This window comes from Mycolicibacterium vinylchloridicum (assembly GCF_013404075.1).
GTDB lineage: Bacteria > Actinomycetota > Actinomycetes > Mycobacteriales > Mycobacteriaceae > Mycobacterium > Mycobacterium vinylchloridicum.
Genome location: NZ_JACBJQ010000008.1, coordinates 96,506 through 122,805 on the forward strand (window position 1 = coordinate 96,506; position 26,300 = coordinate 122,805).

23 protein-coding genes are annotated in these 26,300 nt (G+C 66.7%); 7 read left to right on the forward strand and 16 right to left on the reverse strand.

Annotation, left to right across the window (positions count from 1 at the left end):
- Positions 1–196: 196 nt before the first annotated feature.
- The gene (locus HPC46_RS09430) at positions 197–721 is read left to right on the forward strand and encodes a hypothetical protein (protein ID WP_179469080.1); all 525 of its coding nucleotides are present in this window, start codon (positions 197–199) and stop codon (positions 719–721) included.
- 41 nt (positions 722–762) lie between these two features.
- Here HPC46_RS09430 and HPC46_RS09435 read toward each other — a convergent pair whose 3' ends face one another.
- The 3 genes from HPC46_RS09435 to HPC46_RS09445 all read right to left on the reverse strand — a co-directional run bounded on the left by HPC46_RS09435 (position 763) and on the right by HPC46_RS09445 (position 3,406).
- Positions 763–1,044, reverse strand: a complete 282-nt coding sequence (locus tag HPC46_RS09435) for a hypothetical protein (RefSeq protein ID WP_179469082.1) — start codon at positions 1,042–1,044, stop codon at positions 763–765.
- Between the two features lie 276 nt (positions 1,045–1,320).
- Positions 1,321–2,838: a phytoene desaturase family protein gene (locus HPC46_RS09440; protein ID WP_179469084.1), complete on the reverse strand. Its 1,518-nt coding sequence runs from the start codon at positions 2,836–2,838 to the stop codon at positions 1,321–1,323.
- 40 nt (positions 2,839–2,878) lie between these two features.
- Positions 2,879–3,406, reverse strand: coding sequence for a TetR-like C-terminal domain-containing protein (locus HPC46_RS09445; protein ID WP_179469086.1), 528 nt, complete (start codon positions 3,404–3,406; stop codon positions 2,879–2,881).
- A 301-nt stretch (positions 3,407–3,707) separates the two neighbouring features.
- Here HPC46_RS09445 and HPC46_RS09450 point away from each other — a divergent pair, with 301 nt between their 5' ends.
- Positions 3,708–5,030 carry an MFS transporter gene (locus tag HPC46_RS09450; RefSeq protein ID WP_179469088.1) on the forward strand — a complete coding sequence of 441 codons (1,323 nt, stop codon included), beginning with the start codon at positions 3,708–3,710 and terminating at the stop codon, positions 5,028–5,030.
- On the opposite strand, the gene dtd is transcribed toward HPC46_RS09450, so the two are convergent.
- The 13 genes from dtd to HPC46_RS09515 form a co-directional block, all read right to left on the reverse strand.
- A complete protein-coding gene (gene dtd, locus HPC46_RS09455; RefSeq protein WP_179469090.1) occupies positions 5,008–5,439 on the reverse strand; it encodes a D-aminoacyl-tRNA deacylase in 432 nt (143 codons plus the stop codon). The genes HPC46_RS09450 and dtd overlap by 23 nt on opposite strands.
- 27 nt (positions 5,440–5,466) lie before the next feature.
- A complete protein-coding gene (locus HPC46_RS09460) occupies positions 5,467–6,903 on the reverse strand; it encodes an aldehyde dehydrogenase family protein (protein WP_179469092.1) in 1,437 nt (478 codons plus the stop codon).
- A gap of 27 nt (positions 6,904–6,930) precedes the next feature.
- Positions 6,931–8,646 carry a thiamine pyrophosphate-binding protein gene (locus tag HPC46_RS09465; protein ID WP_179469094.1) on the reverse strand — a complete coding sequence of 572 codons (1,716 nt, stop codon included), beginning with the start codon at positions 8,644–8,646 and terminating at the stop codon, positions 6,931–6,933.
- 19 nt (positions 8,647–8,665) lie between these two features.
- Entirely contained in the window at positions 8,666–9,616 is a 951-nt protein-coding gene (locus tag HPC46_RS09470; protein WP_179469096.1) for an acyl-CoA dehydrogenase family protein, read from the reverse strand.
- Entirely contained in the window at positions 9,616–10,782 is a 1,167-nt protein-coding gene (locus HPC46_RS09475; RefSeq protein WP_179469098.1) for an acyl-CoA dehydrogenase family protein, read from the reverse strand. The genes HPC46_RS09470 and HPC46_RS09475 overlap by 1 nt, the downstream gene beginning before the upstream one ends.
- The gene (locus tag HPC46_RS09480) at positions 10,779–11,696 is read right to left on the reverse strand and encodes a Gfo/Idh/MocA family protein (RefSeq protein WP_179469100.1); all 918 of its coding nucleotides are present in this window, start codon (positions 11,694–11,696) and stop codon (positions 10,779–10,781) included. The genes HPC46_RS09475 and HPC46_RS09480 overlap by 4 nt, the downstream gene beginning before the upstream one ends.
- On the reverse strand, positions 11,693–12,610 hold the full coding sequence (locus HPC46_RS09485; protein WP_179469102.1) for an acyl-CoA dehydrogenase family protein: 918 nt from the start codon (positions 12,608–12,610) through the stop codon (positions 11,693–11,695). Before HPC46_RS09485 ends, HPC46_RS09480 begins: the two co-directional genes overlap by 4 nt.
- On the reverse strand, positions 12,607–13,764 hold the full coding sequence (locus HPC46_RS09490) for an acyl-CoA dehydrogenase family protein (protein ID WP_179469104.1): 1,158 nt from the start codon (positions 13,762–13,764) through the stop codon (positions 12,607–12,609). Before HPC46_RS09490 ends, HPC46_RS09485 begins: the two co-directional genes overlap by 4 nt.
- On the reverse strand, positions 13,761–14,918 hold the full coding sequence (locus HPC46_RS09495; protein ID WP_179469106.1) for a CaiB/BaiF CoA transferase family protein: 1,158 nt from the start codon (positions 14,916–14,918) through the stop codon (positions 13,761–13,763). Before HPC46_RS09495 ends, HPC46_RS09490 begins: the two co-directional genes overlap by 4 nt.
- The gene (locus tag HPC46_RS09500; RefSeq protein ID WP_179469108.1) at positions 14,915–15,829 is read right to left on the reverse strand and encodes an SDR family NAD(P)-dependent oxidoreductase; all 915 of its coding nucleotides are present in this window, start codon (positions 15,827–15,829) and stop codon (positions 14,915–14,917) included. Before HPC46_RS09500 ends, HPC46_RS09495 begins: the two co-directional genes overlap by 4 nt.
- Positions 15,830–17,689 carry a flavin-containing monooxygenase gene (locus HPC46_RS09505; protein ID WP_179469110.1) on the reverse strand — a complete coding sequence of 620 codons (1,860 nt, stop codon included), beginning with the start codon at positions 17,687–17,689 and terminating at the stop codon, positions 15,830–15,832. It lies immediately after the preceding gene.
- A 67-nt stretch (positions 17,690–17,756) separates the two neighbouring features.
- Positions 17,757–19,112 carry an aromatic ring-hydroxylating oxygenase subunit alpha gene (locus HPC46_RS09510; protein WP_179469112.1) on the reverse strand — a complete coding sequence of 452 codons (1,356 nt, stop codon included), beginning with the start codon at positions 19,110–19,112 and terminating at the stop codon, positions 17,757–17,759.
- A 12-nt stretch (positions 19,113–19,124) separates the two neighbouring features.
- Positions 19,125–19,970 carry an SDR family NAD(P)-dependent oxidoreductase gene (locus HPC46_RS09515; RefSeq protein WP_179469114.1) on the reverse strand — a complete coding sequence of 282 codons (846 nt, stop codon included), beginning with the start codon at positions 19,968–19,970 and terminating at the stop codon, positions 19,125–19,127.
- A 153-nt stretch (positions 19,971–20,123) separates the two neighbouring features.
- Between HPC46_RS09515 and HPC46_RS09520 the strand changes: the two genes are divergently transcribed.
- Genes HPC46_RS09520 through HPC46_RS09540 form a run of 5 tightly spaced genes read left to right on the forward strand, consistent with a single transcriptional unit; the run spans position 20,124 to position 26,295 of the window.
- Positions 20,124–21,746 (forward strand): SMP-30/gluconolactonase/LRE family protein, encoded by a 1,623-nt coding sequence (locus tag HPC46_RS09520; RefSeq protein WP_179469116.1) that lies wholly within the window; start codon positions 20,124–20,126, stop codon positions 21,744–21,746.
- Positions 21,743–22,483, forward strand: coding sequence for a GntR family transcriptional regulator (locus HPC46_RS09525; RefSeq protein WP_005148339.1), 741 nt, complete (start codon positions 21,743–21,745; stop codon positions 22,481–22,483). Before HPC46_RS09520 ends, HPC46_RS09525 begins: the two co-directional genes overlap by 4 nt.
- A 5-nt stretch (positions 22,484–22,488) precedes the next feature.
- Positions 22,489–24,054, forward strand: a complete 1,566-nt coding sequence (locus HPC46_RS09530) for an AMP-binding protein (protein ID WP_179469118.1) — start codon at positions 22,489–22,491, stop codon at positions 24,052–24,054.
- Positions 24,047–24,829: an SDR family NAD(P)-dependent oxidoreductase gene (locus HPC46_RS09535; protein WP_179469120.1), complete on the forward strand. Its 783-nt coding sequence runs from the start codon at positions 24,047–24,049 to the stop codon at positions 24,827–24,829. Before HPC46_RS09530 ends, HPC46_RS09535 begins: the two co-directional genes overlap by 8 nt.
- Positions 24,826–26,295 carry an AMP-binding protein gene (locus tag HPC46_RS09540; RefSeq protein WP_407665487.1) on the forward strand — a complete coding sequence of 490 codons (1,470 nt, stop codon included), beginning with the start codon at positions 24,826–24,828 and terminating at the stop codon, positions 26,293–26,295. Before HPC46_RS09535 ends, HPC46_RS09540 begins: the two co-directional genes overlap by 4 nt.
- The last annotated feature ends 5 nt before the right edge of the window (positions 26,296–26,300 follow it).

Here is a 26,300-nt window from a genome sequence, read left to right on the forward strand (position 1 = left end):
TAACCGAACGCTTATATTAATTGCTCAACGGCAACTGTTGCCCAGCGATAGAGATCTGCAGCGTTCCACCCACCTGCCTGACTATGTGGACATCGTGAGGGACGCCGAACATCGGTTTACCCGTCATCCAATCGGCAAAGCCCGGGTAACAGCGGCACCTAGACGGTCCGCTACTTGGGCCGAGAGGAGATTGGCAATGGCACGTGATACCAGGGGGCCGGTACCGGGTGAGACGGCGGATATCAGACGGGTCAGCCTCACCTCAGCGCACTGGTCGGGAGCTCGACGCTGGCTGGCGGCACAAGCGGTGCTCGTGGGCGTCTCGGCAGTCGCCATATTGATCATCCTTGGCGCATCCCGAGATCAGGACTCCGTGATGGTCGCCCACGTGCGGGTGAGCTGGACGCTTGGGTGGTGTCTCGTCGGTGTCGCGGTGGCCACCGGGGCGGCCGCTTTGTGGCGGCGCCTGGCATTATTCGTGACCGCGTCGATCAGTGTGGCGGCGCTGACTCTCGTCGTCGTCTGTGCCGTCGCGGGTGCCCACCACAGCCACCCGTTCGGGTCGACCACGGCGGTGTTACTGGTGTGGGCGGCACTGTTCTGTTACAACCTGGCCGTGGCTATCTGGCTGGTGCCCGATCACATCGAAGGGCCTGCGTGGCTGACCCTGCGACGTTCCAGCGGACAATCGTCCACTCCTGGTTCGCGCCGTTCGACCTGAATGACCTCGGATCCTCACGGGACCTTCGTGCAACGCGAACATCACGGCGACGATCGAACCTGTGTATCGGGCTGATCGGCGGCCGCGTCAGGTTGGGCAGGCGTCCCGCCCGGCAGCCGGCTCAGACCGATGCAGGTATCGCTGTCCGAACCGTCACACGGGATTCCACGGATCTCGGGCAGCTGATCTGGCCCGCGCAGTTTCACTTGCGGAGACGGCGGGTCGATCGACGGCAGACAGCCATCGAAGTAGATCTGCGTGGTCTCAGCGGTCGGGCAGGGGTCCGCGATCGGTCCGGCTGACGGCGCCGCGATAGCTCCCACTGCTCCCGGTGTAGCCGTTGCGGCAAACAGGACAGAAATCGTGGCAATCCGACTTCTAGCGGAACTCATTGACAACACATCCTTTTCAGAATTGAAAATCTCCTGCATCTCTCGGCGGTTGCCCGCTGGTTACCGTAGCTAAACCGTCTCGCGTCCAATAGTTTTGGGATGGCCAGCCATGTCGCGACAGCCGTCATGCTCCACGCCGCTGGCGACGTCAAACGGGTCGTTGGCCGTTTCCGGTTGTGCTGGAGAACCTTTCGCGTGGCTGTCCGCTCAGGACCGGGGTGCACCGGCGAAATCCGCGGGGCCAATATCAGGGAGTTGCCGAATACCGAATTGTTCGTGCAGGACTCGCGCCGCGGCGTGCATGCCACACATCCCGTGCACACCGGGGCCGGGCGGCGTCGACGCCGAGCACAGATACACCGTGTCCAGGGGTGTGCGGTATGGATTCCACCTCGGCACCGGCCGGGCCAGCATGCGATACATCGACACCGTGCCCACGGCGATGTCACCGCCGACGTAGTTTGGATTGTGCCCGGCCATCGCCGCGGCCGGTATACAGCGCGAGCCGATCACCACGTCGCGGAATCCGGGGGCGAACCGCTCGATGTGCGCGGTCACCGCATCGGTCATGTCCAGGGTCGAGCTGTTCGGCACATGAGCGTAGGTCCACAGCGGCCGTGCGCCCCCCGGCCCGGATCGGGTCGGGTCCACCACCGTGGGCTGGCTCGCCAGGGTCATCGGAGTGCTGCTGTGCCGCCCGGCCGCTGTGTCGCGCTCGGCCTGCTTCATCTCCTCCCGGCTACCTCCGATGTGCAGGGTTCCTGCCTCGGCCAGCCGGCGATCGGTCCACGGCACCGGGCCCGACAGCGCAAAATCGACCTTGGCCACGCCGTTGCCCGGAGCGAATCTTGCCAGCGCAGCGCGGTAGCGCTCGGGTAGCTGAGTGCCGAACACCCGGCTCAACGTCCACGGTGAGGTGTCGAAGAGGTACGCACGCGCCCGCGGCAACTGGGCGGCGTCGGTGATCTGGCAATCGGTGACCACCTCCACCCCGCGGCCCGCCAGATCCATCAGCAACGCATTGGTGATCGACTGGCTGCCACCAACGGGAATCGGCCAGCCGTGGCTGTGCGCCAATGTGCCCAGGAGCAAAGCCGTTGCACCACCGGCCGGTGCGGGGATCACGACGTTCGCGTGGGCGGCGACACCGGTGAGCAGCGAGCCGGCCCGCGGCGCCCGGCTCAGCCAGTCCCATAGCGGGGTGCCCAGCTCCACCGCCCGGCCCGCCAGTGCGGCGGCACCGGCCACCCCCGGCACTCGCAGCAGACTGGCCGGCACGCTGCGAAAGTCACTGAGCCCGAGGTCGCGCACTGTCGCCCAGCCCTCGACAAGTGGGGCCATCACCCTGCGGTACGTCCGGCCTTCCCGCGCCCCGTCCTCGGCCAACTCGCCCACCGTGCGGTCGAGGTCCTGGTAGGCCACCGCCGCCCGGCCGTCTAGCAGCGGCTGGGCGAACGAGATCGGCGGGCGGAGCAACGCTACACCGCGCGCAGCGAGGTTGAACCGCTCGAAGAACGGCGAGGCGACCGCCATCGGATGCACCGCTGAGCACAGGTCATGCAGTAGCGGAACCCCGAGGTCCAGTTCCTCGGTGCGACAGCCGCCGCCTGGCGTCGGTTCGGATTCCAGCACCCGGACAGACAAGCCTGCCGCGGCGGCGATCACGGCGGCGGCAAGCCCGTTCGGGCCGGAGCCGACGATCACCACGTCCGAGGGAGCGTTCACCGTCGTCACGTACCACCGCTCGCCGGAGGTTAATCCTGTTTCAGTGCTTCGCGATGGCGTGCCAGGCCAGGTCGGCGATGGTCTCGCAGTAGCCGTCCTCGATCTGTTCCTTGGTGTACAGGGCGCGCACGTTGATCGGCGCCAGCACCATCTGCATTGCGGCGATCGTGTCGACGCCGGGGCGGATCTCGCCGCGTTCGGCGGCCCGGTCGAATACCGAGCGGATGCTGCTGAACCGCTTGAACCAGAACGCCATGCGAGTGTCGTTGGCGAACGCGGCCCGGTCATCGACCACCATTGCACGTAACAAGCTGCGGCCGACGTCGGTGTTGACCTGACCGGCCACCGCGAGGGCCAACGCCCGAAGATCGTCACGCAGCGAGCCGGTGTCCGGCGCCATCAAGACATCGTCGCTCCAGTACACCAGCGCGTCGAGGGCGAGCGCGCTCGCGTCCTCCCAATGGCGCCTGACCAGCGCCTCGTCAATTTTGTGGCGGGCACACATGGTCGGGATGTCGAACCGTTCGAGGCCCCACCGAGTCAGCTCGTCGTAGGTGGCTGACAACACTGTTCGGCGGACCTCGTCGGGGACATCGGTGTCTGCATGCTCCGATTCGGCTCCGATTGCTCACCCCTCCAAACCGCGCCCTGCTCCGCTCACCAGTCAACCACTGCGGCACGCGCACCACGGCGGAATCGTCCAGCGACGTGGTGTGCGTGCGCGAAGGCACTTTCTTCCAGGACACGCCCGAATGAACGTACGGCCGGCCACTGAGCGCTCTGGCAACCTTCTCGATCAATACAGTTCCCCGGTTGAGCGCGGGCACGGCCCGCTATCGTGCTGGTGACTTCGACTGCAGGAGAACACTTTGCCGCCGACCGGTGATCACATAGCGAACACATCGCCCCTTCGCCGGGTGATCACGGGGGCCTCGATCGGAAACGCGGTCGAATGGTACGACTTCGCGATCTACGGCTTTCTCGCCACGATCATCTCGGTCAAGTTCTTTCCGCCGGGCAATGACACCGCCGCCCTGTTGAACACCTTCGCGATCTTCGCCGCGGCATTTTTCATGCGCCCGCTGGGCGGCTTCTTCTTCGGACCGCTCGGCGACCGCATCGGCCGACAGCGGGTGCTGGCCATCGTGATCCTGCTGATGTCGGGTTCGACGCTGGCAATCGGCCTGCTGCCCACGTATGCCTCCGCGGGTGTGCTGTCGCCGCTACTGCTGTTGCTGCTGCGCTGTCTGCAGGGATTCTCCGCCGGCGGTGAATACGGTGGCGGGGCATGCTATCTCGCCGAGTTCTCGTCCGATCGCCGGCGCGGGCTCGTGGTGGCGTTCCTGGTGTGGTCGGCGGTGCTGGGTTTCCTGCTCGGGTCGGTCACCGTAACGCTGCTGACGGCCATCCTGCCCGACGGCGCGATGGAGACCTACGGCTGGCGGATTCCGTTCCTGATCGCCGGCCCGCTGGGGCTCGTCGGCCTCTACATCCGGCTGCGGCTGGAGGACACACCTGCCTTCGCCGAGCTCTCCGAGGCCGACGACGTCGCCGCGTCGCCGCTTCGTGAGGCCGTCACGAAGGCGTGGGTACCCATACTTCAGGTGATCGGGCTGATGATCATCCACAACGTCGGCTTCTATGTGGTGTTCACCTATCTGCCAACGTATTTCATCAAGACCCTGCACTTCTCCAAGACCGCCTCGTTCGTGTCGATCACCACGGCCAGTGTGGTGGCGCTGGTGCTCATCCTGCCGCTGGGGGCGCTTTCGGACCGGATTGGGCGGCGACCGCTGCTGATCGGCGGCGCCGTCGGCTTCGCGGTGCTGTCGTACCCGGCATTCCTACTGCTGAACTCCGGATCGTTGGCCACCGCGATCCTGGCGCACTGCCTACTCGCGGCCATCGAGGCGGTGTTCGTCTCGGTGTCGCTGGTGGCCGCGGCCGAGCTGTTCGCCACCCGGGTGCGCTACAGCGGCCTGTCGATCGGCTACAACGTGTCGGTCGCCGTGTTCGGTGGGACGACGCCGTACGTGGTCACCCTGCTGGCCGCTCGCACCGGCAACGACTACGCCGCAGGCATTTACGTCGTCATCGCCGCCGTGGTGTCGCTGCTCACGGTTCTGACGGTGCGCGAAACCGCCGCCAAACCGCTGCAGACGCTGGGGGTTAGAGCTCCAGCAGCACCGTGACCGGTCCGTCGTTGACGAGTTCGACCTGCATGTCGGCGCCGAACATCCCGGTCTCGACGTGTGCGCCCAACGTGCGCAGGGTCTCGGCGAACTCGGTGACCAGTGGCTCGGCGACAGCCCCGGGAGCGGCCGCATTCCAGGTCGGCCTGCGGCCCTTCATCGTGTTGGCGTACAGCGTGAACTGGCTGACCACCAGGACCGGTGCGTTGACGTCGGCCGCCGACCGTTCGTCGTCGAGAATTCGTAATTGCCAAAGCTTTTCACCCAACCGGCGCGCAACGTCCTCGGTGTCGGTATGGGTGACGCCGACCAGGGCCAGCAAGCCCTGGCTCGGTGGCCGGATTTCACCGACCACCTCGCCATCCACCGACACCGAGGCCGACGTGACCCGTTGCACCAGCACTCGCATGAGCGCCGATGCTAGCGGTCGGATCCGTTACTCGCTGACGCCCGCCGGCGAGTAACCGAGGATCGCCTTGGTCTCCAGGAAGTCCTCGAAACCTTCTTCGCCCCACTCTCGGCCGTTGCCGCTGGTCTTGTAGCCACCGAACGGGACCTTGATGTCGAAGGCGTGGTTGATCGCGACGGCACCGGCGCGGATCCGCCGGGCCAGGGCGCGCGCCTGGTCCAGGTCGGCTCCGGAGACGTACCCGTAGAGGCCGTAGTCGGTGTCGTTGCCGATCTCGACGGCCTGGTCCAGGTCGTCGTAGCCGAGGATGCACAACACGGGCCCGAAGATCTCCTCCCGGGCGATCGTCATGTCGTTGGTGACGTCGGCGAACACCGTCGGGCGCACGTAGTAGCCGGTGGACAGGCCGTCCGGGCGGCCGGGACCGCCGGCGACCACCGTCGCGCCCTCGTCGATGCCCTTCTGGATCAGCCCCTGGACCTTGTCGAACTGCGCTCGCGAGGCCACCGGTCCGATCGCCGAGTTGTCGGCCAGGTCGCCGACCTTGACGCCGTCGGCGGTCGCCCGGGCGACGGTGACGGCCTCGTCGATCCGATACTTGGGCACCAGCATCCGCGACGGCGCGTTGCAGCTCTGGCCGGAGTTCATCATCATCACCGCCACACCCGCGGCGACGCTCTGGCTGAAGGCCTCGTCGTCGAGCACGATGTTCGGGCTCTTGCCGCCGAGTTCCTGGGCTACCCGCTTGACCGTCGGTGCGGCGTTACGGGCGACCTCGATTCCGGCCCGCGTCGATCCGGTGAACGACACCATGTCGATCCCGGGATGGCTCGACAGCGCGGCGCCGACACCCGGTCCGTCGCCGAAGACCATGTTGTACACGCCGGCAGGAAGACCGGCGGCATCGATGATTTCGGTGAAGATCTGCCCGGAGAAGGGTGCCACCTCGGACGGCTTGAGCACCATCGTGCAGCCGGCTGAGAGTGCCGGGAACACCTTGCAGGCGATCTGGTTGATCGGCCAATTCCACGGTGTGATCAATCCACACACCCCGATCGGCTCCTTGACCACCAGGCTCTCGCCGCGCTGTTCGTCGAAGTTGTAGTTCTTCAGGACGTCGATGGCGGTCGACAGGTGACCGAGACCCATCATCACCTGCGGCCCGGCGGCCAGCGACGGCGGCGCGCCCATCTCCTCGTGGACCGCGTCGGCGAGGTCGCCGGCCCGCTTCTGGTATTCGCCCATGATGGCCTGCAGCGCATCGAGGCGGTCCTCGCGAGTGGACTGCGACCAGGTGTTGAACGCCGTGCGGGCGGCCTTGACGGCCTTGTCGACGTCGGCGTCCGAGCCGAGGGCGATCGTGCCGCCGACCTGTTCGAGCGTGGGGTTGTCGACGTCAAGGGTCTTCAGCTCGACCGGATCAACCCACTGGCCATCGATGTAGAACTTCAGATATTCACGCATAGACGCATCCTGTCACTGGTCGGGTTTTCACTGAGTGCCTTCGGCGTACCACGTCCGGAATCGGTCGTATTTCGGCATCTCCTCGGAGTTGGCCTTCGGGTCGATGCACACATGCACCACGCCGACTTTGCCACTCGCATACGCGCGCTTGATGGCGGGGCCGATCTCGTCTTCTTTCTCGACGTACTCCCCATGGCAACCGAATCCCTCGGCGATTTTGTCCATCCGGACGTCCTTGCTCCAGTGCACCCCTGGCTGCGGCGAGGGCTGGGAGAACGTGCGCTTGTAGACACCGACTTCGAGGCCCCACTGATGGTCCACGCCGACCACGCACACCAGCGGCAGGCTCTCCCGGGCCGCGGTCTCCAATTCGGCGATGTGGAACAGGAATGCCGAGTCACTGGTCACCAACATCACCGGACGCTTGCCACCTTCGGCGACCGAGGCGCCCACCGCGTACGGCAGGCCGGTCCCCAGGTGACCGAAGTTCTGATTCCAGATCACGTCACGAGGCTTGGTCTGCGAGTACGTCCAACCGAAGATCACGGTCGCGCCGCCGTCGCGGACCATGATGCCGTCGTCCGTGTGTTCGTCGAACGCCTTGGTCGCCTCGACCACGAACCGGGCCGGGTGAACCGGGGTGCGGCCACGCGGAGCCTCATCGGCCACCCGGGCGAGCTCGGCGGCATCGGCCTTGATCAGGTTGTCCAGGTTGGCCGACGGGGCACGCGGGGTGTCGCGGAGTGCATCGACCAGCTGCGGCACCACGCCGCGCAGATCGCCCACCAGCGCCACGTCGACGGGCCGGTTGACGCCGATGGCGGTCGGATCCTGTTCGACGTACACCCATTTGCGGTTCGCGTTGTTCGCGGCCCAATGCTGAGTCTTCCCGTAGTGCATGGGTTCACCGAGTTCGGTGCCCAGCGCGACACACAGGTCGGATTCCTCCACGGCCTCGTTGGCGGCCGGCGAGAACAGGTACGGGAACGTCCGGTCCTGCAGGCCGGGGATGAACGAGGTGCCACCGGAGGTCTGGATCACCGGGCAGGCCATCAGATCGGCCAGCTCCCTGACCTCCTGCTGGGTGCGCGAGGTGTGCACCCCGTGGCCGACGAGCAGCACCGGGCTCTTCGCCTCGCGGATCAGCTTGGCGGCCTCGGCCACCTCGCGCGCGCCGGCGCCCTGGTTGACCAGCCGGTAGGCACTCGGCGGCGGTGCGTCCGCAACATCGAGCTCGGAGAGGATCACGTGCGACGGGAACTCGACGTAAGCCGGGCCGGGGGTGCCCGACATCGCCTTGCGGATGGCCTCGTGGATGATCTCGTCGGTCTGGTCGGCGTACTCGATGGAGCTGCTGTACTTGACCGATGCCGCGAAAAGTGGTTCCTGCTGTACGAATTGGATGCGGCCGCGGCGCACCCGGCGCTCGGTGACGCGGGCCCGCTGACCGCCGAGAAAGATCACCGGCGAGTTCTCGACGAGTGCGCACTGGATCGCGCCGGCGATATTGGCCATCCCGGGGCCCAGCGTGCCGATGCACAGACCGGGCTTGCCGGTCATCCGGGAGGCCGCCTCGGCCATGAAGCCGGCGCTCAGCTCGTGGTGCGGTGCGACGACCGACCAGCCGCGGGCTTCGGCCTCGGTGAACATGTGCACGAAGTTCGGGTCCGGTATGCCGAACAGTGTGTTGACCCCCTCGGCCTCGAATAGGTCGAGAATGCGTTTGTAAACCGGTACACCCATGTGAAACTCCTTGATTGCTTTACAGATAACGTTGAGCGAGCTCTTTGCGATATGTCGCGGGCGAGCCGAACAGCGAACGGTTCAGTGCGGCCCGCTTGAGATAGACGTGGATGCCGCTCTCCCACGTGTAGCCGATGCCCCCGTGCAGTTGCATCGCCTTACCGACGACGTCGACGGCGGCCCCGCAGGCGTACGACTTCGCCATCGCCGCAGCCACACCGGCCTCAGGTCGGTCGTCGGCCACGGCTTGGACTGCGGCACTGACAAGTTGACGAGAGACCGCGATCGCCACATGCATGTCCGCACACGCGTGCTTGACCGCCTGGAAAGAACCGATGGGTCTGCCGAACTGCTCGCGTACCTTCACGTAGGCGACGGTCGCGGCGAGCATGGCCTGCGCCACGCCGAGGCTGTCACAGGCGATCGCGACGGCAGCACGGTCGTGCACGCGACGGATCTGCACCTGCGGATCCCCAGCAAAGCGGTGTGTTTCGACGACGGCGCCGGGCACCACAACGGCCAGGCGGCGCGTCTCGTCGAGGACGGGCTGGGGTCTGACGGTCGCTGCCGTCTCGACCACCGTGTCGCCGTCGAGCATCAGAATCCGTTCGGCGCCTTCGGCATCGGGCACGTAGTCCAAAGGTTCGAAGGCGACTGTCACCCGGATGGCGCCTGAAGCGATATCCGTCAGCAGCCGGTCCCGGGTGTCGCCGGGCTGCAGGGCATTCACCACACCGAGGGCCAGTACGGCGCTGCCCAGAAAGCTGGTCGCACTTGCCGCGCGGCCCATCTCCTCACAGATCACGGCCACCTCGGCGAACGTGGCCCCGGCACCGCCGAGATGCTCGGGCACCTCGAGACCAACCCACCCCGCGTCGACGAGCACCGGCCACCCGATGGTCCGCTCCTTGGCGAGCACGTCGCAGGCCACCGAGCGGAGCTCGGTATGGAATTCGGAATAGTCGGTCATCACACAACGCTCGGCTCTCGCGGCAGGCCAAGCCCTCGTTCGGCAATGATCGTGCGCTGGATCTCGCTGGCCCCGCCGGGGATCGTCCACTCCCATGAGCCGATGAAATCCAGCATCCACGACCCGGATTCCCAGCCGCTGGACGCCGGTTTGGTGAGCCGGGTGTGGGCGGCCATGCCGCCGATCTCGGTGCCGAAATCGGTCATCCGCTGCAGCAGTTCGCTGTAGAACAACTTGACCACCGAGGCGTCCGCCGGGCCGACCCCACCGGAATCGTGGCGAAGCACCAACTCCCGGCATAGCCCGCGCAGGCCGGCGATCTCGATCTCGAACTGCGCCAGCCGGTCGGCGACCAGCGCATCCTGAATCGGCCGGCAGGCAGCCACCAGCCAGCGAAAGCCCGCATTGCCCAGGCGCTCGGCCAGTTCCAGCATCGTCATTCCGCGCTCTGCGCCGAGGGTGGCCTGCGCGACCTGCCAGCCCTGGTTCTCCGCGCCGATCAGATTGGCGGCCGGGATTTCCACGCCGTCGAGGAAGATCTCGCAGAAATGCGAGTCGCCGATGGCGTTGCGGATCGGGCGCACCTCGACGCCCGGGGTGGTCATGTCCATCAGGAGGTACGAAATGCCCTGACGCTTCGGGGCGTCCGGGTCGGTGCGGGCCAGTAGTAGGCACCAATCCGCGTGCAATCCCCCACTGGCCCAGAGCTTCTGACCGTCGACGATGAACGTATCGCCGTCGCGGCGCGCCGTGGTGCGCAGACTGGCCAGGTCGGAACCGGCCTCGGGTTCTGAGAATCCCTGCACCCAGACCTCGCCGTCGAGAATCGCGGGGAGGTGACGCTGCCGCTGCTCGTCGGTGCCGGCGACCAACAAGGTGGACGCCGCGTGGTGGATGCCGACGAACGCCAGCACCAGCCGTGGCGCATCGTGGGCGGCCAGCTCGGAATACAGCACGATCTGCTCGTCCACCGGCATTCCGCCGCCCCACTCGGCCGGCCAGTGCGGCACCGCGAATCCGGCGGCATGCAGCTGCGCGAACCAGTCCTTCTGAAATGCGACGAATTCAGTTTCGCTGGCACCGGTTTGGGTCGCTCGCCAGTCGGTGGGTACGTGGACGTCACACCACTGGCGAACCCGCTCGCGAAACTCGTCCAGGTTCGTCATGACGCCGCCCGCAGCCGGTCCATCGTGTGAGCCACTGCCACACCGTCGTCGAACGACGGAGCGATCTGCCTGCCGGTCCGTACCGCCTCGACGACCTCGCCGAGGAACGACGACAGCGCAGGAGGCGGCGACCGCCGTGGCGCAGGCGGAAATTCGAACGTCTGTGGCTGCTCGCCGGGCCGATACACCACCATCGTCGTATCGGCGGTCAACTCAACGGAGCCGGCACTGCCGAGCAGCGTCGCGCGTGGTGCCAGCGGAACCGCTCCGGCGAAGCCGGTGTCGTGGGCGGCGGTGCAGCCGTTGGCCATCCGGAACCATGCCGAGTACGCGTCCTCGGCGGTGGCCTCCGGCGGCGACCCGTCGATGCGGGTCACCCCACCGCAGTCGGCCACCTCACTGTTGAACAACCATCGCGTGAAGTCGATGAGGTGGGAGCCATAGGCGCCGATCCAGCCGCCACCACGCTCGCGGTCGTTGATCCAGCCGTACGGGCGCCCCCGCAGTCCGTTTCCGTAGAACGTCCAGTTCACATGCGCCGGCGTACCGATCGTCCCGTCGTCGGCCAGCGCCTTGAGCCTGGCCCAGGCCTCGTTGAAGCGGAACTCGAAGTTCAGAAAGTGCAGTACCCCGGCGTCCCGCGCGCGGTCCCGCATCGCCTCGGCCTCGGCAGCGTTGCGGCCGAACGGTTTGTCACACAGCACCGGGTGCCCGTGATCGATCGCGGCGTTCACATGACCGACGTGCATGAACGGCGGCGAATGAACCGACACCAAGTCGATCTCGGACGCCAGGGCGGCCGTCACTGCCGCATCGTCACGCGGACTGATCACCTCGACATCGAGGCCGAGGCTCTCGTACACCGGTGCAGCGGCGTGCTTGCCGAATCCGGTGCCGATCACGACGACCCTCATCCGAACAGTCCTCTCAGCCCGGCCCCGCCGACTCTGCGGGTCAACAGATCGCGCGTAGCGGACAGGCCGAAAGGCAGGCGCCGCAGTGGCTGGCTGTAGCGCGAGAGCCACGACAGGGTCGTCTCGTTGCAGAATCCGACCGCGCCGTGGAGTTGGTGGCACACCCGGAACACGATCTCGGCCGCTTCGATCGCCGACATCCGCAGGGCGAGAGCATCTTCGAGTGCGTCCGCACTGCCGGTCCCGACGCTCCAGAGCGTGTACTTGGCGAGAATGTCCAATCCGCTGCGCTCGACCTCGGCGTCGGTGAGCTGGAACTGCACGCCCTGAAAGGCAGACAGCGTCTGGCCGAACTGCTTACGCAGGCGCACGTGTGCGACCGTCAACTCGATCGCGCGATCCAGCATGCCGAGCAGCGTCCAACACTGCAACGTCAGCACCAGCGCGACATCCCCCGTGCCGTTCTCGTCGATCGGCGACAGCTGCAGCTCGGTCACGAACGCCGGGCCATTCGCGCCATGGCCGGTCACGTGGGACCGCACACCATCCAGCGTTACGGCAGCCCAACGGGTTTCAAGTTCGCCGATGGCGGCCGAGGCTCTGATGTCCGAGACGACCACCAGGCCGTCCACGTCGAGGTCGGTGGGAGCGGCCAAGCGCTCGGCCACCGGGTAGGGCACTGCCCAGTAGCCCGCGCTCCGGCACAGCGCCGCGGCCGCTTCTAATCCGTCGGCATCGGTGCGCGGGTCGAGTTCCCATGCGCCCAGGCCCGCCAGGACCGGGCCGACCAGTGACTCCCTGCTGTCGGGTTTGGCTTCGGCCTGCTGTACCAGGCTGTCGCCCCCGGCGGCCTCAAGGGCCCGAAGGGCTTCGCGGCCGAACTCTTTCGCATCCTCGGAGATGTCCAGAATCACTTGGCACCTGCCAGCAGAGCGCGCGACAGCAGGATTCGTTGCATCTCGATGCTGCCAGACGAGACCGTCGAGGCCTGCGAGTATTTCCAGTGATCCTCGACCTCGTCGAGAAACCACTTCGCCCGCGGATCCTCGTGTGACACCGCGGCGGCGATGTCCATCAACACCTCGGCGCTGTCCTGATCGAGCTTGGTGACCGCGATCCGGTAGGCGGCGGCGTCGCCGGGGCGAACCTGCCCGGTGTTCTGGAGTTCCACGATCCGGTAGGCCATCAACCGCGCACGACGGCAGTGCGTCAACATCCGGACCCACCGGCCACGCAGTTCGGCAGGCACTTGGTCCCACCGGTCGCCGAGCACCGCAGGCGCCGCGGCAAGCAGCCGCTCACACCGCGCGTAGCGGGCGATCCCGACCCGCTCGAACGAGGTGACCTCAGCCACGATCGACCAGCCGTCGTCGACTGTGCCGAGCACGTCGGCCTCGGTGACCCGCACGTCGTCGAAAAACACCTCGTTGAGATGATGCGGGCCCAACATGGTGCGGATGGGTCGCACCTGGATCGCCGGATCGTCCATCGGGACAAGGAAGATCGTCAGGCCCTGTTGTTTCTTCTCGCCTTTTGTGGTCCGGGCGAGCAGGAAACACCACTGCGCCATGGTCGCGTAGGACGTCCAGATCTTCTGACCGTTCACCAACCAGCCGTCACCATCGCGGCGGGCGGTGGTGCGCAACGACGCCAGATCGCTTCCTGCCTCAGGTTCGGAGAAGCCCTGACACCAGATCACGTCGCCATTCGCGATGGACGGCAGATGCTTGCGCTTCTGGGATTCGGTGCCGTGCCGCATGATGATGGGCCCCACCCAGTTGACCCCCATGTACTGGGCGCCACGGGGCTCGTGGTGAGCCCACATCTCCTCGCGGACCACGGTCTGTTCCCACACCGAGACGCCGCGACCACCGAACTCCTCCGGCCAGGCCGGGCAGAGCAGCTCCCGTTCCGCCAGTGTGCGGCAGAACTGTTGCGCCACTTCCAGATCCGCGGGGTTGTCGGTGAACGCCCCGAGAAAGTCCTCGGGAATATGCTCGTTCACCAGCTCACGCAGCTGGGAGCGCAGCGCACTCGCCTCTGGTGCGAACTCGAAGTTCAGGTTCATGCGCTCTCCACCTCCGCCAGTCCCAACTCGGCAAGGACCGCAGCGGTATCGGCTCCGAGTTCGGGGGTGGGCCCGGCGATGCGGCCCGGGGTGCGAGAGAACCACGTCGGCACGCCCGGCAACCGCACCGGGCCGTGCGGGGTCGGCACCGTCTCGAAAAAGCCGACGGCATTGAGCTGTTCGTTGTCGAACAGTGCCTGCGGCGTGTTCAGCGGTGCGGCCGGGATCTCTAGCTCCACGAACAATGTCAGCCACTCCTCGGTGGTGCGTTCGGTCATGGTCTGGGCCACCAGCGAGTACACGGTGTCGATCTCGGCGGCACGAGCCGCCAGGGTCGCGTAGCGCTCGGTGTTCCAGGCCGGCTGGACGGCGTCGATGAAGCTCGCCCAATGCCGGTCGTTGTAGATCAGCGCCGAGATGTAGCCGTCCTTGGTCCGATACGGTTTGCGGTTGGGGGCCACGGTCCGGTGGTACATCGCCGGCCCGAGCGGCGGGTCGAACATCGCGCCGTTCGCGTGCTCGACGAGCATGAACGAGGCCATCGTCTCGAACATCGCGACCTCGACCTCCTGCCCCTCACCGGTGCGTTCGCGGTGAAAGAGCGCCATTGTCGTGGCGTACACCGCCGTCAGCCCGGCGACCTTGTCGGCGACGATCGTCGCGACATAGTTGGCCTCGCCGGTCAATTCGGCTTGCACGGCGGGCAGACCGCACTCAGCCTGGATGGTGTCGTCGTAGGCGGGGCGGTCGCGTTCGGGCCCGCGCCTGCCGTAGCCGTAGCAGTTGGTGTAGACGATCGACGGGTTGATGGCGGCGACGTCGTCGTAGCCGAATCCGAGTTTGTTGATCGCCTTGGCGCGCATCGAGTGGATGAACACGTCGGCGCCGGCGATCAGCGCGCGCAGCGCTGCCGTTCCTTCGTCGGATCGCAGATCGAGTACGACACTGCGCTTTCCGCGATTGACGTTGACGAACACACCGCTGAGGCCCGGGGCCGGTCCCACCGAGACATAGCGGGTGTCGTCGCCGGCGGGCGGCTCGACCTTGATGACGTCGGCGCCCATGTCCGCCATGATCTGCGTGCAGTACGGGCCCATCACCATCGCGGTGAGGTCGATGACGCGAACCCCCGCCAGGGGGCCGGTGCTGGTCATTGCGTGCCCTTTGCCATGGCGAAGCTGTGACCGATGTGTGCGCCGTGTCCGTCCGGCACGACCGGGAACACGAGCGGGTTACTGATGTCGCGGATCTCGTCGATGCGGGCGCCGACCGCGTCGACGGTCCACGCGGGCTGGTAGACACCGGCGGACTCCACCACGACGATCCGGGCCACCCGGCCCGCGATCGCGGTGAGGATCTCCCCTGTGATCGAACAAGATTCGTGGGCCAGCCAGCCGACGACCGGGGCGACCAGGTCGGCGCCCATGGGCGGGTACGCCGAGGTATCCAGCCCCTCCGCCATCCTGGTCACCGCCGCCGGGACGATGACGTTGCAGCGCACCCCGTGCTCTGCGCCCTCGAGCGCGACGACATTCGACAGCCCGGTGATCCCGGCCTTGGCGGCCGCGTAGTTCGCCACCGCGTGGTTGCCGTACACCCCGCCGATCGACGACGTCAACACCACCCGGCCGTAGCCGGCTTGGCACATCACCGGAAAGGCCGCCCGCACAACATGAAAAGCGCCGCGCAGATGGACGTCGAGCACCGCGTCGAAATCCTCGGCCGTCATCTCGGTCAGGGGTGCGCGCCGGACGATCCCGGCATTGTGGATCAGCACGTCGATGCGGCCGTAGTGCCGCGTCGCAGCCCCGATGATGGCCTGACCGCCGACCGCGGTGGCCACCGACTCGGTCGAGGCGACAGCGTCCCCACCCGCGGCGGTGATCTCGTCAACCACCTGCTGGGCCGGTCCGGCGTCGTCCCCCTCGCCGGTCAGCGCCCCGCCCGGATCGTTGACCACGACCTTGGCCCCGAGCCGCGCAAGCAGTAACGCGTACTCGCGTCCGAGCCCCCGGCCGGCTCCGGTGACGACGGCGACGCGATCGTCGAATCGTGCGTGCGCCATCTAGTTTCCGAGTTCCAGGCCGTCGAGATGGCCGGTGGCCCGCCACTGCGCGATGAGATCGTCGAATGCGTAGAAGCCGGGTGAGTAGAAGTCGCCGAGGAACGACCCGTTGCCTTCCGCGCCTCCGCGACCCTCGTTGTTGTAATAGCCTGGCGTGCAGGACAGTTCGAACGCCGAGTTGTCGATCGCGAGTTCGCGGACAGTCGCGACCCAGGCGTCTTGGCCGTCCTGGCTCGGTTCGACGGTCGTCGCACCGCGATTCTGCGCCTCGGCGATGATGTAGGCGATGTGGCGGGCCTGCTGCTCGAACATCGCGGTGGTGTTGGCCGACACGCCGCCCTGGATGAACCCCATGAAGAACTGGTTGGGGAAGCCGCGGCTGGTCATGCCGTGCAGCGTCTTGTAATCGTCGTGCCAATAGTCGAAGAGCGACAGCCCGTCACGGCCCACGATCTCCTCGATCGCGAACCGGCGGCTGAGCTCGGTGGAGATCTCGAAACCGCTGGCGAAGATCACGCAGTCGACCTCGTATTCGACACCGTCGGCGACGATGCCCTTCTCGGTCAGCCGTTCCACCCCCTTGGTCGCCGACACGTCCACCAGCGTCACGTTGGGACGGTTGAACGTGGCCAGATAGTGCTCGCTGGACGTCGGCCGCTTGCACATGAAGCGGTAGTAGGGCTTGAGCGCCTCGGCGGTGACCGGATCGGAGACGATCTCGGCGACGCGGCGACGCAGCCGTTCCATGATCTTGTAGTCCTCTTCCTCACGGAAGGCCATGATCTGCTCGATGCTCACCGACGCGGGATCCGGGCTGGCGGCGATGCGCGCGGTCAGGTTGCGTCCGAGCTCGGTCCAGAAGTCGCAGACCAGATCCGGTTCGCCGAACACCACGCCGACGAACGGCGACCAGTTGTGGAAGTTGCGTTTGCGCTCTTCCTGCCAACCCGGCTGCAGCGACGCGGCCCAGTCCGGATCGGTGGCCGGATTGGACCGCGCGTCCACCGACGACGGGGTGCGCTGAAAGACGAAGAGGTGCTGGGCATCCCGGCCCAGATGCGGAACCAGCTGAATACCGGTGGCGCCGGTGCCGACCAGGGCGACGCGCTTGTCGGCGAGCTTGTGCAGGCCGCCGTCGGCGTCACCGCCGGTGTAGTCGTAATCCCATCGCGCGGAATGGAACACGTGCCCGCCGGCAGCCTTGTAGTCTTTGATCCCGGGGATCCCGGGGAACTTCGGCCGGTTGTACGAACCCTGCGCCATCACGACGAATCTGGCGTGGATGTCGTCGCCCCGATCGGTGCTGATATTCCAGCGTTGCGTCTCGTCCGCCCAGCGCAGTTCGCGCACCTGAGTGGAGAACAACGCCCCGTCATACAGACCGAAGTGCTTGCCGATGTTGCGGCAGTGGCCCAGGATCTCGGCGCCGTCGGCGAACTTCTTCGACGGCATGAAACCCAGCTCTTCGAGCAGCGGGATGTAGCAGTAGGCGTCGTTGTCGCACTGGATCCCCGGGAACCGGTTCCAGTACCAGACCCCGCCGAAGTCACCGGCCATCTCGATGACCCGGATACCCTCGACACCGGCCTTCTTCAGGTACGCACCGGCCAGCAGCCCGGCGAAACCTCCGCCGAGCACCACGACGTCGACGTCCTCGGCGATCGGATCACGTGGCGTCACAGTGGTATACGGATCGACCTCGTAGGAATCCGCGTACTCCCCCTCGAGCTCCAGGTATTGCGCGGAACCCTCGGGTCGCAGCCGCTTCTCCCGCTCGACGCGGTACTTCTCCCGCAGCGCATCGATATCGATGTCCTGTGGGACATCGGTGGGCCCGCAGAGATTTTCCGGGGTCACCATACGTTCTCCTCACTTGTGATTTCGGCGCGATTTCGTTCGCTCAGCGACGGTTATCGCGCCGAAATCGCTAAATCGGTTGGGGTTCGCCGGCGCCCATGTACTTCGACAGCTGGTGATGCAGGTTCACGGTGCTGCGTTCGCGGTACGGATTGGGCTGGGTGCCGGGGAATCCCAGCGACTTCATCCCCTGCTGGACCGCCGCCATATTCGAGAAGTCCTGCGGCAGCACACTGCGCCACCGGGGATCGCCCACCGGGGTGTACTCCCAGTCGGCCTGCGGCTCGGCACCTTTGGGGTACAGCTCGAACACCGACACCTCGAAGATGCACTTGTCCGGGTTGTAGCCGGGATCGGGGCGTGCGCCGTAGCACAGCGCACTGGTCAACCCCTGCCCGATCTGGAAGTTCGGGAACAGCTGCCAGGCCGTTCCGCTCTGGCCGAGGATGTCGGCCGGGATCGTCGGCCACACCACACCGCGCGCCTCGTCGTCTCGGCGAGCCGCGGCGAGCCAGTGCTCGAGCACCTTGTCGGCCGGGGTGCCCTCGGGTAATTCGTCCACCAGGCGCAGGGCGGCGTTCACCAGCGTCTGCGTGGTGGTCGCGTTGGTCTCCTCCATGGTGTACACCTGCATCTCCGCGGTGGAGATCCGCGGGTCACCGGTGCCCAGCCGGATCTTGGACTTGGTCTCGGCCATGTCCTCGGGTGCGTCGTAGCCGATGTTGCTGTGCCGGCCCTGCGCCTTGGCCCAGCCTTTGAACTCACCGAACTTGTTGAATTCCGGATGGGTGGTGAAGACGTGGTAGGTCTCGTTGAACGCCTCCAGGGCGACCTTCCAATTGCAGTCGAAATGCACCCATTTGCGCCACTTCACCCGCATGTTCTCCAGCCCGAACGGGTCGAGGATCTTCGCCGCGGGAAAGAGGTAGTCGGCCAAGGGTTCGCAGTCGGGGTCCATGTTGATCCACAGCCAGCCGCCCCAGGTGTCGACGTTCACCGGGCGTAGCCGGGTGTTGGCCGGATTCAGCGCACCCTGCCAATCCGCCTCCTCGCGGATATGAGTACAGGCGCCGTCCAGCCCGTAGGACCAGCCGTGGAATCCGCAGACGAACGACTTACGGGCCCGGCCCACAGCCTGTTTCGCACCGGGCGGGGTGTCGACGAGCCGCCGGCCGCGGTGCATGCAGACGTTGTGGTGAGCCGCAAAGGTGTCCGCGCCCGTTCGTACGACGATGATCGAGTCGTCGAGGATGTCGTAGGTCAGATAGCTGCCGACCTCGGGCAGTTCCTCGACCCGGCCCACCTGCTGCCAGACCTTGCGCCACAACTTGTCGCGTTCGGCGCGCGCGTACTCCGGTGAGATGTAGGCCTCCACACCGATGGTCATCGGTTCTGCCAGTTCTTCGGTACTGTCCAGCTCGCCCATCACCAACTCCTCTCAGGGCCTTTTGATTTCGTTGCGGAAGTCATCGTCGGCGAGGAACAACGACGTGTTGTCCGCACCGACATGACTCCACCGCAGGTCCAAACCCCCGTCGACGAGCAGGGTTTGGCCGGTGATGTAGCTCGACAGGTCCGAGAGCAGGAACAGAATCGTGCCGGCCTGTTCTTCTGGACGTCCGCGGCGCCCCATGGCGATCGCGGTGCGGTCCCGCTCGGGATCAGCCTGCACATACGCACGTGACGCGGCGGTCTCGGTGACCCCCGGTGCGACGGCGTTGACCCGGATGTCGTCGAGCGCGAGTTCGAGCGCCATCGTTCTGGTTGCCGCGACGATCGCCGCCTTGGCGGTGCCGTAGGCGATATGGAACGGGGCGGTGTTCATCCCACTGATCGAGGAGACCGACACGATCGAGCCCGGGCCGCCCGCTGACCGGATCTCGGCGGCCACCGCCTGGCTCATGAAGAACATCGTTTCCAGGTTTGCCGTGAACAGCTCGCGCCAGTCGGCGCGGCTGACCCGGGTGGCCGGCATCCACGTCGAGGGCGCGGCGCCGCCGGCGATGTTGACCAGTCCGTACAGCGCTCCCTCGGTGCGGCGCACCGTATCCATGACGGTGGCGATCCCGGCATCGGTGGCGGCGTCGGCGGCGACCGGCACGATCGGCAGGCCACTGTCGACCAGTGGCCCCACCTGCTCGTCCAGGTTCTCCCGCGAGCGGCTGACGGCGACGACGGTGGCACCGGCCCGTGCCGCCATCTCGGTCACGGTCGTCCCGATGCCGCCGCCTCCGGCGCCCGACACCACCACGATGCGGCCGTCGAGCCTGAGGAGATCGCTCATAACCCCTTTTCGTTCTCAGCATTGTCCGGACAAATAGATGGACTCTGCTGGCTGGAGAACATGATTCCGCAGCAGTTATAGCACCGTCAAGGGTGCTGCCGAGATCAGTCGACTCTATTGTCTGGACTAAATTCCCTTGGTACGGTCACGCCGATGATCCAGAAGTCGCTATCGCAGCAGGATGGGCGCTTCACCCTCGCCCATCCCCCGGTGCTCGCCGAGGGGTGGAGTGTGGAACGGCGCACCTCGCCGAGTCGGTTGTTCGGCGCGAACGGTCTGCGCACCGGCCCCGACGGCCGGGTGTACATCGCCCAGGTGACCGGCAGCCAGATCAGCGCACTGGACATCGGTACCGGGTTGGTCGACACCATCAGCGCCAAGGGCGGCGACATCATCGCCCCCGACGATGTCGCGTTCGACGCCGCCGGCAACCTCTACGCCACCGAGGTGATGGACGGCCGGGTCAGCGTCCGCACCGCCGGCGGGGCCACTCGCGTACTGCGCGACGACCTGCCGTGCGCCAACGGCATCACCGTGTACCGGGACCGACTGTTCATCGGCGAGTGCCGTGAGGGCGGCCGATTGATGGAACTGGACACGGTCGGCGGTGGGCCGCCGCGCATTCTGCTGGAGAACGTGCCGTCGCCCAACGCCATGGAGGTCGGGCCCGACGGGCTGCTGTACTTCCCGGTGATGGGCGCCAACGAGATCTGGCGTATCGATCCCGAAGGCAGGGACCCGGTGGTCCCCGAAGTCGTAGCCACCGGTCTCGGTGTGCCCGACGCCGTGAAGTTCGACTCAGACGGCTATCTGGTCTCCACACAGGTGCACAGCGGTCAGGTGCTTCGGATCAATCCGCGCAACGGTGAGCAGACGGTCTTGGCGAACCTCACTCCAGGACTGGACAACTTGACGTTCGTCGGAGGGCGCCTGTTCGTCTCGAATTTCACCGGCGAGATCACCGAGATCCTCGACGGCCAGCAGACCCGAGCGGTGCTGCCGGGCGGATTGAACTGGCCGCTGGATCTGACGATCGGGCCCGACGGCGAGTTGTACGTCGCCGACGGCACCTACTTCTATCTGCTGCGCGCCGACGGCAGCCTGCACACACTCGGAATGCTGTTCAGCCCCGGCTATCCCGGCTTCGTGCGCGGACTGACCGCAGACGGACCCGGCGAATTCGTGGTGACGACCTCCGGGGGGCAGGTCGCGCGATTCCGGCCCGCCGAGGGTGAAAGTGATTTCCTGGCAGACGGATTGGACCAGCTCTACGGCGTCGCTGTCGGCCCGCGCGGCATCGTGGCCGTCGAGCAGGGTACCGGCCGGCTGCTGTCGGTGGCGAACGGCCGCACCGAGGTGCTGGCCACCGGCCTGGACACCCCGGTGGGGGTCGCCATCGGTGGCGACGGTAACCCGCTGGTCAGCGAGCGTGGCAGAGTGATCAGGGTGAACGGCACCGACAAGGAAACCGTGGTGGACGGATTGGGTTGTCCGCAGGGCATTCTGGTGACCGGTGATCTACTCTTCATCGTCGATGCGGACACCAAGTCGCTGATCGAGGTCGATCTGGCATGCGGAAGCCGCACCACCGTCGCCTCGGGTCTTCCGGTCGGCGCCCCGCCCTGCGTCACCCCCAAGCCGCTGCGCGGTATGCCGCCGTTCTCGGGCCCGCAGGGGCCGTTTGCCGGGATCGCCGCCGGCCCAGATGGCACCCTGTACGTCTCGGCGGATGCCGACGGCAGTGTGCTCGCCTTCAGCCGGATCGGGCTGAGATGACACACGCCGAGTCCGCCGACCATCGCTACATTCAGGTGGCCCGCACACTGCGCAAGGAAATCGTGGACGGGGTGTATCCCGTCGGGTCGCAACTTCCCACCGAACACGAACTGTGCCAGCGTTTTTCGGTGAGCCGATACACCGTCCGAGAGGCGCTCCGCCGGCTGCGGGAGGACAACCTGGTCTCGTCACGACCACGTGCGGGCACCATGGTGGTGCCGCGACCGTCGTCACACGCCTACGTCCAGGATGTCGTCTCCATCAACGATCTGCTGGCCTTTGCCACAGGTGCCCGCTTCGCCATCGAGTCGATCGCCATGGTCACGATCGACGATGAGCTGGCCCGGCGCACCGGGCTGATGGTTGGCGAAGAGTGGCTGGCGGTGCGCGGGTTTCGTCGCGCCGAGGCCGCCGACGCGCCCGTCTGCCGCACCGAGTACTACATCAACCGCGCGTTCGCCGCGGTCGGCCGGATGCTGCAGAACCACACCGGACCGATCTTTCCCCTGATCGAGGACCTGTTCGGGCTCAGCATCGTCGAGGTGCGCCAGGAGATCTCGGCCGTCCAGGTCGGAGCCGAGCTGGCGGACGGGCTCAAGGTCGAGCCGGGCAGCCCCGCGCTGGAGATGCAGCGCACCTATACGACGTCCGACGGCGAGATCGCTCAGGTGACGGTGAACACTCACCCCGGCGGCCGGTTCCGCCACTCGATGACGATGCGACGAGTGAAGGGTTAGCGGGCATGCGAACCGCAGCACGCAACTCCGCGTTGGCCGCACAGGCCTACGCCAGCGGGTTGTGGGTGCGCGACACGCTGGCCGATGTCTTGGCCGCGGCCGCACGGGATACCCCGACCAGAGAGATACTCGTCGACGGGCCGGTCCGCCTGGACTGCGCGACGGTGTACGACCGGGCCACCCGGATGGCCGCTGCCATGCGGGCCGCCATGCCGACCGGCAGTGTGGTGTCGTTCATGCTGCCGAACTGGCATGAGGCGGCGATCGTCTATCACGCGGCGACCGTGGCGGGCATGGTGGTCAACCCGATCCTGCCGTCGCTGCGCGACCACGAGCTGGCCTTCATCCTGGCCGACGCCGACGTCCGAATGATCGTCATCCCCGCCGAATTCGCCGGCCATGACTACGCCGCGATGCTGCAGCGGGTCACCGCGACGCTACCGTCGCCGCCGGTCGTTGTCGTGGTGCGCGGCGACGCGCAGGCCGGTCAGATCCGATTCGACGCGCTCGACGCCGAGGCGCCCGCCACAATCCCGTCGGTCGACCCGGACGCGGTCCGGATGATCATGTACACCTCGGGCACCACCGGCCGACCCAAAGGAGTTCTGCACAGCCAGAATTCGATCCATGCGCTGATCCGCCAGCTCGGGGAGCACTGGTGGGTCGACCGGGGGTCGGTGTACCTGGTGCCGTCCCCGATCGCGCACATCGGCGGTTCGATCTACGCCTTCGAATTCCCGATTCTGCTCGGCGCCGCCGCGGTGCTGATGGAGCGCTGGGATCCCGACGTGGCCGTCGGGATCATGGTCGGCGAGCGGTGTACGCACATGTCCGGGGCTACGCCGTTTCTGCAGCATCTGCTGGCCGCCGCCCAGCGTGCCGGCACCCGGTTGCCGGACCTGAGGGTGTTCATCTGCGGCGGCGCCTCGGTGCCACCCGCGCTGATCCGCAGTGCCGCAGCCTATTTCGAGAACGCCGCCGTCACCCGGGTGTACGGCTCGACCGAGGTGCCGGTCATCTCCGTCGGCGCACCCGGCGACATCGACCATGCCGCCGAAACCGATGGCCGGCCCGGTATCGCCGACGTCGTAATCGCTGAGGGTGAGATCCGTGCCCGCGGGCCGCAGATGCTCCTGGGCTACCTGCATCCCGAGGACGAGGATGCCGCTTTCGACGAGCAGGGCTACTTCCGCACCGGCGACCTCGGCCGCTGGGTCGACGACCACTACCTCGTCGTCACCGGCCGCGCCAAGGACATCGTGATCCGCAACGGCGAGAACATCGCCCCCAAGGAGATCGAGGACCTTCTGCTCGGCCACCCGGAGATCCGCGAGGTCGCGGTCGTCGGGGTGCCCGATCAGCGCACCGGGGAGCGTGCGTGCGCGGTGATCGTCACCGAGCACCAGCCGGGACTGGAGGTCGCCGAGCTCCGGAATTTCCTGCAGGCCGCCGGTGTCGCGAAGTTCAAATGGCCCGAACAGGTCGTCGTCTGGGATGCGCTGCCAAAGAACGACGCCGGCAAGGTTCTCAAACACCAGATTCGAGCGAGGTTGGTCGAGGCGGATGGGTGACATGCAAGTAGCGGTGGTGACCGGGGCGAGCAGCGGAATCGGATTCGCCTGCGCCACACAGCTCGCCGAGATGGGAATGGCGGTCGTCGGCACCGGCCGGGACACCGGGCGGCTGGCCGGGCTGGCCGATGCCATCGGCGATCCCGAGCGGATCGCCACCCTGGCGGTTGATCTCACCGACGACGACGCTCCGCAGCGGATCGTCGAGGCCGCCGTCTCCCGCTGGGGCCACATCGACTTCCTGATCAACAACGCCGGCGTCGGCAGCCCCAAACCCTTGCACGAGACCGACGACGAGACCCTGGATTACTTTCTCGGCGTCATGCTGCGCGCCCCATTCCGGTTGGCGCGCGATGTGATCGGCCACATGCCTGCAGGGTCGGCGATCATCAATATCACCTCGACGTTCGCGGTCGTCGGTGGCCTGCGTGGTGGCGCCTATTCGGCCGCCAAGGGCGGTCTGACCGCGCTGACGACGCACATCGCCTGCCAATACGGCGCGCACGGGATCCGCTGTAACGCGGTGGCTCCCGGCGTGACGGTGACCCCGATGGTCGAAAAGCGGCTCGAGGACCCGGGATTCAAGAAGATGCAGACCGAAATGACCCCGCATACCCGGCTCGGCCGAGTCGAGGACATCGCCGGCACCGTGGCGTTCCTGTGTTCGCCAGCAGGCAGTTTCATCAACGGGCAGACCATCGTCGTCGACGGCGGGTGGAGCACCACGAAATACCTGTCCGAGTTCGCGCTATCCGCGGAGTGGGTTGCGCGGTGAACCTGTTCGCCACCCTCGATCAAGCCGCCGCCCGCTTCGGCGACCGCGGGGCAGTCTTCCGTGGCGAGGAACAGCTGCACACCTGGAGCCAGCTTCGCGAGCGCGCCTTACGCCTGGCCGCCTCGCTTCGCCACACGTATGCACCGGGGCAGCGGATCGCGATCGCCAGCGAGAACCGGGCCGAGATCGTCGAACTGTTCTATGCGGTGTGGGCCGCCGAGTGCGTCGTCGTCCCGGTGAACTTCAAACTCCATTCCCGCGAGATGGTGCAGATTCTCGAAGACTGCGGTGCGGCAACGGTATTCGCGTCCCCGAAGATCGCCGCCGAGCTGACTTCGGTATCACCCGTCATGGTGGAGCTGATCGGCGGAGGGGACTACGAGCAGCTCTTCACCGCACCACCGGCGGCAGTTCCCGCCACGGATCCGTCGGCGCTGGCCTGGCTGTTCTACACCAGCGGCACGACCGGGCGTTCCAAGGGCGCGATGTTGTCGCATCGCACCCTCACCGCGATGACGGTGGCACACCTGGCCGATATCGACTCCCCCGACGAGAATTGCAGTCTGCTGCATGCCGCGCCGATGTCGCACGGGTCAGGGCTCTACATCGCGCCCTACGTTCTTCGTGGCGCCCGCCAGGTGGTGTCCGCGTCCGGCTCGTTCGACCCCGACGAATTCCTTGACCTGTGCGGACTGCATCCGGGATCGTCAGCGTTCTTGGCGCCCACCATGATTGCGCGCCTCGTCGCGACCGGTCGCCCGGCGCCGGCGGCGCTGCGCGCGATCGTCTACGGCGGCGGACCGATGTACGTCGACGGCCTCAAGAAGGCGATGGCCGCGTTCGGGCCGATCTTCGCCCAGATCTACGGCCAGGGCGAAGCGCCGATGACGATCACCGGATTGCGCCGTGCCGACCATGACTCCGACGACGACGCCGTCCTCGGCTCGGTGGGCTACCCCCGGTCCGGGGTCGAGGTGGCCGTGCTCGGCGAGGACGGTGCGCCCGCCGCGCTGGGGCAGATCGGCGAGATCGTGTGCCGAGGCGATGTGGTGATGGGCGGGTATTGGAACAACGCCGACGCCACCCGCGACGCGCTGAAGGACGGTTGGCTCTACACCGGAGACATGGGCTCGTTCGACCCATGCGGCTACCTGACCCTGCGCGATCGCTCCAAGGACGTGGTGATCAGCGGTGGAAGCAACATCTACCCACGGGAGGTCGAAGAGGCGCTGCTGGAACATCCGGGCGTGGTCGAGGCCTGCGTGGTCGGGGCACCGGATCCCGAGTGGGGCGAGGTCGTCGTGGCCTTCGTCGTCGGCAGCGCAGCCGATGGGGCGCTCGATGCGCACCTGCTGGACCGGATCGCCCGGTTCAAGCGCCCGAAACGCTACGTGTTCGTCGACGACCTGCCCAAGAACAGCTACGGCAAGGTCCTCAAACGTGAGTTGCGCGCCCGGCTCGGGTAACGACA